Source organism: Krasilnikovia sp. M28-CT-15, from assembly GCF_047159595.1.
GTDB lineage: Bacteria > Actinomycetota > Actinomycetes > Mycobacteriales > Micromonosporaceae > Actinoplanes.
Genome location: NZ_BAAGAK010000001.1, coordinates 3,720,272 through 3,732,552, shown reverse-complemented (window position 1 = coordinate 3,732,552; position 12,281 = coordinate 3,720,272). Strand labels below are relative to the sequence as shown.

The 12,281-nt window shown below is 73.5% G+C and carries 11 protein-coding genes; 6 read left to right on the top strand and 5 right to left on the bottom strand.

Annotated features, from left to right (window positions below; genetic code table 11):
* Nucleotides 1–1,329, bottom strand: coding sequence for a sensor histidine kinase (locus ACMCNO_RS17190; protein ID WP_412753730.1), 1,329 nt, complete (start codon nucleotides 1,327–1,329; stop codon nucleotides 1–3).
* Between the two features lie 44 nt (nucleotides 1,330–1,373).
* Nucleotides 1,374–2,048, bottom strand: coding sequence for a response regulator transcription factor (locus ACMCNO_RS17185; RefSeq protein WP_130512952.1), 675 nt, complete (start codon nucleotides 2,046–2,048; stop codon nucleotides 1,374–1,376).
* Nucleotides 2,049–2,153: 105 nt separating this feature from the next.
* On the opposite strand from ACMCNO_RS17185, the gene ACMCNO_RS17180 reads away from it, so the two are divergent.
* The 5 genes from ACMCNO_RS17180 to ACMCNO_RS17160 all read left to right on the top strand — a co-directional run bounded on the left by ACMCNO_RS17180 (nucleotide 2,154) and on the right by ACMCNO_RS17160 (nucleotide 8,052).
* Nucleotides 2,154–3,287: a LolA family protein gene (locus tag ACMCNO_RS17180; RefSeq protein ID WP_412750451.1), complete on the top strand. Its 1,134-nt coding sequence runs from the start codon at nucleotides 2,154–2,156 to the stop codon at nucleotides 3,285–3,287.
* Between the two features lie 158 nt (nucleotides 3,288–3,445).
* The gene (locus tag ACMCNO_RS17175; protein ID WP_412753729.1) at nucleotides 3,446–4,186 is read left to right on the top strand and encodes a GntR family transcriptional regulator; all 741 of its coding nucleotides are present in this window, start codon (nucleotides 3,446–3,448) and stop codon (nucleotides 4,184–4,186) included.
* 203 nt (nucleotides 4,187–4,389) lie between these two features.
* On the top strand, nucleotides 4,390–4,971 hold the full coding sequence (locus tag ACMCNO_RS17170) for a hypothetical protein (protein WP_412750450.1): 582 nt from the start codon (nucleotides 4,390–4,392) through the stop codon (nucleotides 4,969–4,971).
* Nucleotides 4,972–5,270: 299 nt separating this feature from the next.
* On the top strand, nucleotides 5,271–6,542 hold the full coding sequence (locus ACMCNO_RS17165) for a diguanylate cyclase domain-containing protein (protein WP_412750449.1): 1,272 nt from the start codon (nucleotides 5,271–5,273) through the stop codon (nucleotides 6,540–6,542).
* Nucleotides 6,543–6,606: 64 nt separating this feature from the next.
* Complete coding sequence (locus ACMCNO_RS17160; protein ID WP_412750448.1) at nucleotides 6,607–8,052, top strand: M1 family metallopeptidase; 1,446 nt, start codon at nucleotides 6,607–6,609, stop codon at nucleotides 8,050–8,052.
* Nucleotides 8,053–8,115: 63 nt separating this feature from the next.
* On the opposite strand, the gene ACMCNO_RS17155 is transcribed toward ACMCNO_RS17160, so the two are convergent.
* The 3 genes from ACMCNO_RS17155 to ACMCNO_RS17145 all read right to left on the bottom strand — a co-directional run bounded on the left by ACMCNO_RS17155 (nucleotide 8,116) and on the right by ACMCNO_RS17145 (nucleotide 10,739).
* Nucleotides 8,116–9,135, bottom strand: coding sequence for an NlpC/P60 family protein (locus tag ACMCNO_RS17155; RefSeq protein WP_412750447.1), 1,020 nt, complete (start codon nucleotides 9,133–9,135; stop codon nucleotides 8,116–8,118).
* A gap of 282 nt (nucleotides 9,136–9,417) precedes the next feature.
* Nucleotides 9,418–10,374 (bottom strand): M56 family metallopeptidase, encoded by a 957-nt coding sequence (locus ACMCNO_RS17150; RefSeq protein WP_412750446.1) that lies wholly within the window; start codon nucleotides 10,372–10,374, stop codon nucleotides 9,418–9,420.
* A complete protein-coding gene (locus tag ACMCNO_RS17145) occupies nucleotides 10,371–10,739 on the bottom strand; it encodes a BlaI/MecI/CopY family transcriptional regulator (RefSeq protein ID WP_412750445.1) in 369 nt (122 codons plus the stop codon). The genes ACMCNO_RS17150 and ACMCNO_RS17145 overlap by 4 nt, the downstream gene beginning before the upstream one ends.
* 79 nt (nucleotides 10,740–10,818) lie before the next feature.
* Here ACMCNO_RS17145 and ACMCNO_RS17140 point away from each other — a divergent pair, with 79 nt between their 5' ends.
* The gene (locus ACMCNO_RS17140) at nucleotides 10,819–12,273 is read left to right on the top strand and encodes a cytochrome ubiquinol oxidase subunit I (protein WP_412750444.1); all 1,455 of its coding nucleotides are present in this window, start codon (nucleotides 10,819–10,821) and stop codon (nucleotides 12,271–12,273) included.
* Nucleotides 12,274–12,281: the final 8 nt, after the last annotated feature.

Sequence of the window (12,281 nt, the reverse complement as noted above, 5' to 3'; positions counted from 1 at the left end):
TCAGTCGCCGGGCAGGCGCACGGTGACCCGCAGGCCGTGATCCGCGTCCGCGAGGGTGACCGTGCCGCCGTGGCGGCGGACCAGCTCGCGCACGATGGCCAGGCCGAGCCCGGTGCCGCCCGCGTCACGGGCCCGCGCGTCGTCGAGCCGGGTGAACCGGTCGAAGACCCGCTCCCGGTCCGCGGCGGGGATGCCCGGGCCGTCGTCGGTCACCGTGATGCTCCGGTACGCACCGTCGGCAGCCACCGCCAGCTCCACCGTCGTGGCGGCGTGCCGTACCGCGTTGTCGAGCAGGTTGGCCACCACGCGGGCCAGGGCGTCCGGGTCGCCCGTGACGTGCAGCGGCTCCGCGGGCGGCACGAAGCGCACCGCCGCGTAGCGGGCGGCCACCTGTGCCAGCAGCTCCCCCACGTCCACCTCGGCCGTGGGCGCCGGCGCCGTCCGGGTCGTCTCGTCGGAGCGGGCCAGCAGCAGCAGGTCGTCGACCAGGCGGCTGAGCCGCACCAGGTCCGTGAGCAGGTCGTCGGCGAGCGCCGGCCAGTCCGTACCGTCCGGCAGGCGCTGCGCCACCTCCAACTCCGTACGCATGTTGGTGAGCGGGCTGCGCAGCTCGTGAGCGGCGTCCGCGACGAACGCACGCTGCCGCGCCCGGGCCGCCCCCAGCCGGTCCAGCATGTCGTTGAGCGTGACCGCCAGCCGGTGGATCTCGTCGCCCGTGTCCGGTACGGGCAGCCGCTGCGGCGGGCCCGTCCCCCGCCCGGGGGTCGCGCCGGTGATCCGCTCCGCGCCCGCACGCAGCGCCTCCACCGGGCGCAGGGTGGCACCGGCCAGCCGCCACGCCACCAGCGCCAGCAGCCCGACCAGCAGCGGGAACGCCACCAGCAGCAGGCCCCGCAGCACGTGCACGCCCTGCGACAGATCCGCCGTCGAGCGGGCCACCAGCACCTTGACCCGGTCGTGTGCCGGGCCGGCCCCGACCACGACGACCCGCACCCGGCCCGGCAGGCCGATCCGGTCCCCGGGCAGGTAGCGCCCGGCCCGGTCGGGCATCGTGTGCAGCTCCGTGGGGTACAGGATCGGCACCAGCCGGTCGGTGCCGACCGAGACGGCCGTGACCCGGTCCTGCGCGTCCACCACCTGCACCTGCACGCCCGGCGGCGCCGGGATGGGGTCGGACAGTGATCCCTCGTCGACCAGGCGCGCGACCGCGTTCGCGGTGTCCAGCGCCTCCGTGTTGGCCGCCCGCAGCAGCGCCACGTTCAGCGCTGCCACCAGCGCCACCCCGCCGATGCCGAGGCCCACGACCAGCACCAGGACGGTGACCAGCAGCAGGCGGACCCGCAGGCTGAGCCCGCGCAGCCGGCGCACCCGCGTCAGGCCCCGGCGGACGGGACGGCCGCGAGGCGGTAGCCCGCGCCGCGGACCGTCTCCAGCCGCTCCCGGCCGATCTTTCGGCGCAGGTAGCCGACGTACACCTCGACCGCGTTCGGGGCGGTGTCGAGCGCGGCGTCCCACACGTGGTCGAGCAGCTCGGTCTTGGACAGCACCTCGCCGGGGCGGCGCAGCAGGTACTGCAGGAGGGCGTACTCGCGGGCGGTCAGGGTGACCTCGTCGCCGGCCACGGTGACCCGGCGAACGGCCGGATCCAGCTCGATGTCGCCGAAGCTCAGAACCGTCGGCCGCTCCGGCACCCCGCGGCGCAGCAGGGCCCGCAGCCGGGCCAACAGCACCACGTACGAAAACGGTTTGGTGAGGTAGTCGTCGGCGCCGCAATCGAGCCCGTCGGCCTGGTCGTACTCGCCGTCCTTGGCGCTGAGCATGAGGACGGGCAGCCAGTTGCGTTCCGTGCGCAGCTGGCGCACGACCCGGTAGCCGGACAGCCGGGGCAGCATCACGTCGAGGATCATCGCGTCGTAGCCGCCGTGCCGGGCGAGTTCCAGCCCGTCCTGGCCGTCGCCGGTCACGTCCACCGCGAAGCCCTCGGCCTGCAGGCCGCGTTGCAGCGCCGCGGCCAGGCGCGCCTCGTCCTCCACCACCAGCACCCGCACCAGACCACGATGGCACGCCCGCCCCACCCCTACGGGTTTTTCTCAGCGTGGTCACAGGCGCCTGAGCGCACCATGGGACGCACGAGATCTCAGGAGGTGTGGGACGTGTCCCTGTTCGGATCAAGGCCGGCGATGCGCTGGCTCGTACCGACGGCAGCAGCCGTGGTGGTGATCGGCGGTGGGGCGGCCGCGGGGACGATCGTGGCCAGCGCCGACCCGTCGCTGCCGGAACGCAGCGCGGCGCAGCTGCTGGTGGACGTACACAACGCGCACGTCGACGGGCTGTCCGGCACGATCGTGCAGACCGCCGACCTGGGCCTGCCGGCCCTGCCGGGGCTCACCGCCGGCAACACCGATCTGACCAAGATGGTGACCGGCAACAACAGCGCCCGGGTCTGGTATGCCGGTAAGGACAGGATGCGGGTCGCCGCCCAGACCATGCTCGGCGAGACCGACGTCATCCGCAACGGCCAGGACGTATGGCTGTGGCGCAGCAAGGACAACACCGCCACCCACGTGACGCTGCCCCGCGACGGCGCCGACACGCCGAAGGCCCTGCCGTCCGGGATTCCCTCGACCCCGCAGGAGGCGGCGGACGCCGCCCTCGCCGCGATCGACCCGACCACCCAGGTCAGCACGACCGGCGCCGCCAAGGTCGCCGGGCGCGACGCGTACGAGCTGGTGCTGGCTCCGCGCGACACCGCCTCGCTGCTCGGGCAGGTCCGCCTGGCCATCGACGCGAAGACGCACATCCCGCTGCGCGTCGACGTGTACGCCAAGGACGCCACCGCCCCCGCGGTCCGGGTGGCGTTCCAGCAGATCAGCTTCACCGCACCGGATCCGGAGCAGTTCGTGTTCAACCCGCCCGCCGGGGCGAAGGTGAGCAACGCGAAACCGCACGCGGACGCGGAGCACGGCAAGGCGCCCCTGGGTGCGAAGCCGCCCGCCGGTGCGCCGAAGGCAACGGCCGCCGGGGCCGAGCCGACCGTGATCGGTAAGGGCTGGACCTCGGTGCTGGTGGCGAAGCTGCCCGACGGGTGGCAGAAGCAGGCGGGCGCGAAGCAGGGCGAGACGGCGATGGTGGGCGCCGTGCTCGACAGCCTGCCGAAGGTGAGCGGCACCTGGGGCAGCGGGCGGCTGCTGTCCAGCACGCTGTTCAGTGCGCTGCTGACCGACGACGGCCGGGTCCTGGTCGGCGCGGTCGCGCCGGACCGGCTGTACCAGGTCGCCGCGGGCTGACCCGCCAGCGATCACACGTGGCCCCGGGGGGTGCACCCCCCGGGGCCACGGTGCGCCCAGGCTCCCCCGGCTGCGTAGGGTGCTCGTCGGGGCCACAGCGGACGATCCGGCCCCCACGTCGCGGCGCTGCGCACCGCGCGGGATGAGAGGGGTGTCCACTGGAGCGGCGCACGCCGAAGTACCAGGCCATCGCGGCCGACCTGGCGGCCCGGATCCGCGGCGGCGCGCTGCCGCCCGGCTCGGCCCTGCCGCCGCAGAAGGAGCTGAGCGCCACGTACGGCGTCACGCTGGCCACTCTGCGCCAGGCCCTGCAACGGCTGGAGGACGACGGCCTGCTGACCCAGCAGGCGGGGCGCGGCACGTTCGTCGCGGAGCCTCGGGCGGCGTACCGGCTCGACTCGCTGCGCGGGCTCGCCGAGGATCTGCGGGCGCAGGGGCAGGTCGTGACGACCGAGGTGCTCGGCCGTACGCTGCGCCGCCCGGATGCCGCGGTGGCCGAACAGCTGGCCCTCGGCCCGGGGCGGCGCGCGCTGCGGCTGGAACGGCTGCGCCGGCTCGCCGGGCGCCCGGCGGTACACCAGGTGTCCTGGGTGCCGGAACCGCTCGGCGCGGCGCTGCGCGACGCTGACCTGACCAGCCTGTACGCCGCGGTCGCGGAGCAGGGTGTGGTGGTGCACCGGGCGGCCGAGGTGATCCGCCCCGGACTGCTCGACGCGCCCACCGCGGCCCTGCTGGACTGCCCGGCCGCGACGCCCGTCTTCGTGTCCGAACGGGTCACCTCCGGGCTCGACGGCGCGCCGCTGGTGCTGGACCGGGCCACCATCCTGGGCACCGTGATGGAGATCCGCACCGAGCGTGCCGCAACCGGCCTGTCCATGCGCTGGACCCGGCAGAACTGAGATCGGCAGCTCACCCACCCGAACGCCGCTTGACGAACAAGCCTGTTGCTCGGCATGGCGCGGCGTCGCACCGCAGGTGGCAACCGGACTGAACCGACCGCTTCGCGCTATCTGAATGATTCAGGGAGGATTGTTTGTTTTTTCCCGGCAGCACCGGGGATTGGGGCGCGTGACGACGTTCGTCGATCGAAAGGAGCGCTCTCATGCGCATCGGAACCGTCCGCGCCGCCCTGCTCTCCGCCGCTGTCATGGTGGCCGGCGTGACCCTCACCGCGGCTCCCGCCGCGGCCGTCCCCGCACCCGCCTCGGCCCTGGCCAGCTCGGACGCCGGCACCCTGACCTCCACCGTGGACGGCACGTTCACCGACGCCGCGGGCCAGCCCGGCACGGTGGCGGGCACGTTCGACCCGACCCGGTTCGCCGTCCAGGACGGACAGCTGACCGCCACCGGCACCCTGCACGCTGTCCTCACCGACGCCACGGGCGCCGCCCGCAGCACGGAATCGGTGGTGACGATCCCGGTCCAAATCCCGTCCGGCACCCAGGCGCAGGCCCTCGCACCCTGCCCGATCCTGCACCTGGAACTCGGCCCGCTGGACCTGAACCTGCTGGGTCTCGTCGTTCACCTCAACCGGGTCGTGCTCGACATCACCGCACACCCCGGCCCGGGCGACCTGCTCGGCAACCTGCTCTGCGCGATCGCCAACCTGCTCAACGGGCCGAACCCGTCGCTGAGCCTGATCGCGGAGCTGCTCAACCAGGTCCTCGCCATCCTCGGCCTGTAGGACGGCACCACGGCGGCGCGGCCGGCGGCTCCCCCGTCGGCCGCCCGCGTGCGCAGCCCGTAGGTAGATCACGGCTGAAGCCCGGAGCGCCGCCGGGTCGGTCCGGCCCGATCCGGCCGCCGAGATCGTCTTCTTGGCCCTGGTAGCGGTCGAGGGCGACGGGCCCGGCATCCTCCTGCTCACTTTCCGGCCGGAAGGCTGCAGACCGGGAACCGCCCGGCCGATCAGAGGAGACCGCGTGGTAGCCACGCGGCCCGAGGAACGGGGCCAGGGAGCACGACAGGATGCATCGGTACGGGGTGAACGCTCTGCGGTACGGCCGCACGTGCGCCGGACGGGTCGGGTACTGGGCGCAGGCCGCGCTGCCCGTCGTCGCGGTCACGGCAGCGCTGTATCTCACTGGCTGGGGTGCGGCTCTGGCCATCCTCCAGCTGCCGTTGCTGGCGCTGGTGGTACACCGTACCGGTGGCCGGGCCTGGCTGCCCGCGGCCGTGGCCGGAGCCGCCGCACTGGCCCTGGGCGAGGCGGGCGTCGCGGCGGGAATGCTCCCCGGCCACCTGCCGCAGCCGCACGGACACGTCCTGGGGGCCCTGGTGGGCCTCGCGATGGTGACGACCGGATGGATCCTCGGCACCTCCGCTTCCGGCCGCGAGCACGCCGAGCAGACCGTGCGGGTCACGGGCCGCCGGTACGAGGCCCTGCTGCGCGACGGCGCCGATCTCGTGGTGCTCACCGACAGCCGGGGCGAGGTGGCCTACGCCAGCCCGTCCGCCCCTCGGGTGCTGGGGCTCGAGGCGACCCGCCTGCTCGGCATGGGGCTGCGCGAACGCATCCACCCCGAGGACCGGACGGTCGCCGCCCAGCTGCGCGCCCGGCTGCGCACCGGGGAGGCCGAACACTCGGCCGAGCTGCGCGTCAAGCACGGCGACGGCGACTGGCGCTGGTACGAGCTGGCCGGATACAACCTGCTGGCCGAGCCGGCCGTCGCCGCGCTGCTGATCCGGGTACGCGACGTCACCGAGCAGCGCGCCCTGCGCATGCAGCTGTCCCGGGCCGCGGGCCGGGACCCGCTGACCGGGCTGGCCACCGCCACGACGCTGGAGCGCGACGTGGACCGGGCGCTGCGCCACGGCCTGCGTTACCAGCACCCGGTGGGTGTGCTCGTGGTGAAGGTCGACGGCTTCACCGGCCTGGTCGACACGTACGGCAAGGACGCGGGTGACAAGCTGCTCACCGATGTCGCCGAGGTGTTGCGCCGGGCCGTGCGCGACACCGACGTGGCCGCGCGGCTCGACGACGACCGGTTCGGCGTGCTGCTGGGCCGCGTGGCCGGCGCCGAGAAGGCCCGCCGGGTGGCCGCCCGGATCCTGCGCGGGATCACCGCACAGGCGGTGGCGGGCGCGCGGCTGGAGGTAGCCTGCAGTGTCGGCCTGGCACTGGCGCACCCGGGCGGATCCGACGCGGAGACCCTGCTGCAGCACGCCGACACGGCGATGCACCGGGCCCGGCGGCGCGGCCGCAACCGCTGCGAGGTTTACATCGAGCAGGAGACCATCGCTCCCTGGAACTGAGCGTGGTGGCAGCGCAAGGGCTTCCCCGGTTGCCGGGGTGCGGACCACGCAATCATGCTGGTCGATGACGCACCCCATCGATCTTGAGGACGCCCAGATGCGATTCGGATTCCTGCCCGGCGTACTGCTGCTGGCCGCGGGTCTCGCCGTGCCGGCCGCACCCGCCGGTGCCGCGCCCGCCCGGGCCTCGACCACCGGCGCCATGACCACCGGCGCCTTGACCACCGGCGCCTTGACCACCGCCGCCGTGGCCGACGCCACCCGGACACCGGGGACCCCGGCGTACACGATTTCCCTGACCAGCGACACCACCGGACGCACCTGGACCGGCCACGAGAGCGTGACGTTCAGCAACCCGTCGCCGGTCGCGTTGACCGAGGTGTACCTGCGGCTCTGGGACAACGCCCACGGCAGCTGCGCCAGCCCGCCGATCACGGTCAGCAACGTCACCGGGGGCACCGCCGGGGCGCTCGAGGTCGCCTGCACCGCCGTGAAGATCACCCTGCCCGCCCCGGTGCCGCAGGGCGGGACCGGCACCATCGGCTTCGACGTGCGGATCGCGGTGACCTCCGGCGTCGACCGGTTCGGCTACGACGGCAACTACACCTTCATCGGCAATGCCCTGCCGGTGCTGGCGGTGCGCGACGCGGCCGGGTGGCACCTCGACCCGTACACCAACAACGGCGAGTCGTTCTACGCCCTGGCCAGCGACTTCGACGTGACCCTCGACCACCCGAACGGGCTGGCGGTGCCGGCGACCGGCACCTCTACCGACACCGCGGGGTCGTCCGGGCGCACGGTCACCCGCGCGGTCGCCGCCAAGGTCCGCGAGTTCGCCTGGGCGTCCGGGCCGTTCAAGAAGATCTCCGGCACCACCGCGGGCGGCGTCCGGGTCAACGTGTACTCCGTGAACGCGATCAGCAACCGCAACGCCACCTCGATGCTCAACACCGCGAAGGGGGCGCTGGACGCTCACGCCGCCCGGTTCGGCGCCTACCCGTACGCGGAGGCGGACGTGGTGCTGGACAACGGGTTCTGGTTCGGCGGCATGGAGTACCCGGGCTTCGTGCTGGACCTGGTCAGCACCACCGCGCTCGCGCACGAGCTGGCGCACCAGTGGTTCTACGGCATCGTCGGCGACGACGAGTACGCGACGCCGTGGCTCGACGAGGGCTTCACCGACTACGCCACCGACCTGTACTTCAACAAGACCGGCGCGGGCTGCGGCATCACCTGGCAGTCGGCCGCGGAGAAGCTGACCAACCCGATGGCGTACTGGGATCAGCACTCCGGCCGGTACTCCACCGTGGTGTACGGCTACGGCAAGTGCACGCTGCACGACCTGCGCCGGCTCATCGGCACCCCGGCGATGGAGGACCTGCTCCGGTCGTACGCCGCCGCGCACTGGTACGGCGTGTCCACGGTGGCCGACTTCAAGGCCGCCGCGCAGGCGGCCGCGGGTTCGACCGACCTGACGTCGTTCTGGGCCGCGCACCGCGTCGAGGGCTGAAACCGGGACGGGCCGCCGGGTGACCCGGCGGCCCGGGCCACCCTCGACTTCGATCCGCCAGGCTCAGCCCGGTCGGCGGTAGCCCGCGATCGGGATACCACCGCGGTCGATCGGCGCCATTCTGACGCGGTCGCCGCTGTGCGGGGCGTGCACCATCTTGCCGCCGCCGATGTAAACGCCCACGTGGTGGACGTCGCCGTAGAAGAACACCAGGTCACCGGGTTGCAGCTCGCCGCGGGTGACCGGCTTGCCCGAGCCCCACTGGTCCCTGGTGTAGTGCTCCAGGTGCACGCCGACGGCGGCCCACGCCGCCTTGGTCAGCCCGGAGCAGTCGTAGGTCCCCGGCCCCTCGGAACCGAACACGTACGGCTTGCCGATGAGGTCGCAAGCGCGCTGCGCGGCCCGGCCACCCTTGTCGTTGGTGTACGTGACCGGGCACGGCCCGGTGCGCAGCAGACCGTCGTCCCCGCCCGCGGCGCCGTACGCCTGGGTGCGCAGCTTCTGCAGCCCGGCGATCTTCTGCTCGATCGCCTTGCGCTTGCCCGCGAGGTCGGCGTCGCGGGCCGCCACCGTCTGCGTGAGCACGTCGAGGTCCTGCTTGTCCTTGGCGTACCGGTCGCGCAGGACCGCGACGTCGGCGATGGACTCCCGCTGATGACGGGCCAGCTGGTCGATGTAGGTGAGCTTGTCGGTCAGCCCCGTCGGGGAGCCGCTCACGATCATCGCGTTGAGCGCGTTGGGCGCCCCCTGCATGTACGCGTCCGACGCCATCCCGCCGACCTCCGACATCGCGAGGTCGACCTGGAGTTGCAGGGGGGCGAGCCGGTCGGAGATGGCCTTGAGCCGCTTGCGGTTGCCCAGCAGCTGGGAGTGCACGTGGTTGTACTGCTCGATGACGGGTTCGAGCTCGTTCCACTGCTTGTCGATCTGGGCCTCGATGCCGGCGGGCGAGGGGGCGGCCAGGACGCTGGCGGGCGACGGCGCGGCGATGGCGGCGGACGCGCCGGTGAGCACGAGGCCCACCGCGACGAGTGCGCAGAGCAGGCGGCGCAGTGCGGCGCGAGGCGCCTCAACCCGGTACACGGCGGTCGGCCGTCCTTTCTTGCCGCACCCGCCGACCGGCCAGCGGACCGGGAAGGGCGAAAGAACGCCCGCCACGGAGGGTGTCCGTGGCGTCACCCACCTGCGGTGGGTCCCGGCTCGTGTGCACGATCAGGCGGTGGCTCGCCAGATCGCCCGGTGTGGACGATGGGGGGCTGCCGAGCCGGGGACCACCGTACTCCGGAAGATCCCCCGCATTGAAGTGGGTGGTACCGGTAAAACCCACCGCATAACGGTGCTGACGCTGAGTTAATTAAGGAAGATCTAAAGCGGCCAGGCCGCGAGGGCCCGCCCGAGCCAGGGCAGCACCAGGATGACCGTGGGCAGCACCAGCAGGCCGCACGCGGCGACCAGCACCAACGCGGCCAGCGGCACCGGCCGTGGCAGCGGTGCGGCCAGCCGATCCCACCGGCGGCGACTCTCCACCGCGGGCATCCCCGGCTGCCCGGCCGGTGCCGCATCCTTCGGCAGCGGCGTCACGTCCGCCGGGGCCGTGTCCGCCCGCAGCGGGGTCGCCTCGCTCAGCCGGGCCAGGGCCACGCGCAGCGGGGCGACGCCGCAGCGGCGGCGGGCGGCGTCGTCGGCGACCATTTCCAGCAGCATGTGTACGGCGTCCAGCGGCGCCCGGCTGCGCAGCGGCCCGGGCACCGCCCGGTAGAACGCGGTGAACGACTCCAGCACCAGGTCGTGCCGGTGCCGCAGGTGCGCCTGCTCGTGCGCCAGCACCGCGGCCACCTCCGGCGCGCGCAGCAGCTTCAACGCGCCGCCGCTGAGCACCACCCGCGGCGAGCGGCCGGGCACGCAGTAGGCGAACGGCACCTCGCCGTCGAGCACCCGCAGCCCGCGTACCCCGAGGTCGCCGTGTTGTTCCACGCGGTCGAGCAGGTCCACGAGCAGCCGGTGGCGGGCCCGGCGGGCCCGGGAGCGGTACATCACCCCGGCCAGCGAGCCGACCAGCCGCAGCACGATGAGCGCGGCGACCGCGAGCGCCCCGACGAGGGCGACGGCGGCCATCCGGCGTCCGGACCCGTACGCGCGGACCAGTTCCTCGGGAGCGGCGAGGACCACGCCGAGCGCGGAGAGCACCGCTGCCAGCGTGATCGCCTGCCACAGCGCGACGGCGGCGGCGGGGGCCCGTTCGGGCCAGCGGGCCGCTGCGAGTGGGCCGGGGATCACCAGCGACAGGGTCAGGCCCAGCGCGCCGAGCAGCAGGGCGGTCAACCGCCCGCCGCCCGCCGGGCCGCCTCCAGCGCGGCGGTGAGCTTCGCCGGGGCGAGCCGGCCGAGGAAGTGGGCCAGGGCGGCGTCGCGGGGTTCACCGTCCGGGGTGGCGCTGAGTGCGTCCATCATCAGGGCCGCGGTCATCTCCTCGCGACTCTGCGCCGGCAGGTACCGGTAGGCGCGGTCGGCACGCTGCTGACGTACCACGCCCTTCTTGGCGAGCCGGTCCAGCACGGTCATCACGGTCGTGTACGCCAGGTCGCGCTCGCGGCTGAGCCGCTCATGCACCTGCCGTACGGTCAGCGGCTCGCCCGCGTCCCACAACTGCGTCATGACCTCGCGCTCGAGGTCGCCCAGCCCGGCCATGTGAGCCACTCTACTCGCCGCGTCGTACTACGGGTCGTAGTATCTACTACGTTTCGTCGTAGAGGGAGGGGCCCCCGGCATGGACGTGCTCGACCTGACCCGGCTGCAGTTCGCGGTCGTGACGATCTACCACTACCTGTTCGTGCCGCTGTCGATCAGCCTCGCCGCCACCGCCGCCGGCCTCGAACTGGCCTGGCTGCGCACCGGCGCCGACAAGTACCGGCAACTCACCCGCTTCGTCGGCGCGCTGCTGATCGTCACGTTCGCGGTCGGGGTGGTCACCGGGCTGGTGCAGGAATTCCAGTTCGGACTGGGCTGGAGCAACTTCGCCCGCTTCTACGGCGACGTCTTCGGACCCACCCTGGCCGTCGAGGGCATGCTCGCGTTCTTCCTGGAGGCCACGTTCCTCGCGCTGTGGTACTTCGGCTGGGACCGGCTGCCGCGGGCGGTGCACGCCGCCACCATCGTCATCGTGGCCGTCGGCACGGTGCTGTCCGCGTTCATCATCCTGGCCGCCAACTCGTTCATGCAGAACCCGGTCGCGTACGCCCTCGACCCCGCCACCGGGCGCGCCCGGCTCACCAGCCTCACCGCGCTGATGGGCAACGAGGTCAACCTGGCCGCGTTCCCGCACACCCTGGCCGGGGCCGCGATGGCCGGCGGGGCACTGCTGCTGGCCATCGGCGCGTGGCGGGTCCGATCCGCCGCGGCGGCCGCATCCGCTGTGGACGCAGCGTCCAGCGAAAAGGCCGCGTCCAGCGAAAAGGCCGCGTCCAGCGAAAAGGCCGCGTTCGGCACCCTGGCCCGGCTCGGCGGCTGGCTCACCGCCGTCGGCGGCGCGCTCACCGCGCTCACCGGCGACCACCTCGGCAAGGTCATCACCGGGGTGCAGCCGATGAAGATGGCCGCCGCCGAAGCCCTGTACGCCACCGCCACGGGCGCGCCGTTCTCCGTGTTCGCGCTCGGCGGCGGTGGCGACGGGCGGCCGTTCTTCAGTATCGAGGTGCCCTACCTGCTGTCCATCCTCGCCAAGGGCGCTCCCGGCGCCACCGTCTCCGGCATCGACGACCTGCAGGCCCAGTACGCCGCCCAGTACGGCCCCGGCAGCTACGTCCCGATGGTCCCCGTGGCGTTCTGGAGCTTCCGGCTCATGATCGGGGTCGGGATGGTGGCCGCCGCGCTCGCCGCCGCGTACCTGTGGACCGGGCGGCGCGGGCGCACCCCGCACCGGCTGCTGGTGCGAGCCCTGCCGGTGCTGCCGCTGCTGCCCGCCGCGGCCAACACGTTCGGCTGGATCTTCACGGAGACGGCCCGCCAGCCCTGGCTGGCGTTCGGGCTCACCACGGTCGCCGACGGCCTGTCGCCCGGTCTGACCAGCGCCGAGGTGCTCGCCTCCCTGCTCGGCTTCACCGCCGTGTACGGCGTGCTCGCGGTCGTCTGGCTGCGCCTCGTCCGTCGCCTCGCACGGCGGCCCCTGGACCCCGCTGTCGCCGACGCCGGCCAGGTCGTCTCCGAACCCGCCCCGGTCTACTGAGGAGCCGA

Bases quoted from the DNA above. Each gene is read 5' to 3' on its own strand.
- ACMCNO_RS17170 (WP_412750450.1), top strand. From the start codon at position 4,390: ATGCGCATCGGAACCGTCCGCGCCGCCCTGCTCTCCGCCGCTGTCATG.
- ACMCNO_RS17145 (WP_412750445.1), bottom strand. From the start codon at position 10,739: ATGGCCGGGCTGGGCGACCTCGAGCGCGAGGTCATGACGCAGTTGTGG.
- ACMCNO_RS17160 (WP_412750448.1), top strand. From the start codon at position 6,607: ATGACGCACCCCATCGATCTTGAGGACGCCCAGATGCGATTCGGATTC.
- ACMCNO_RS17140 (WP_412750444.1), top strand. From the start codon at position 10,819: ATGGACGTGCTCGACCTGACCCGGCTGCAGTTCGCGGTCGTGACGATC.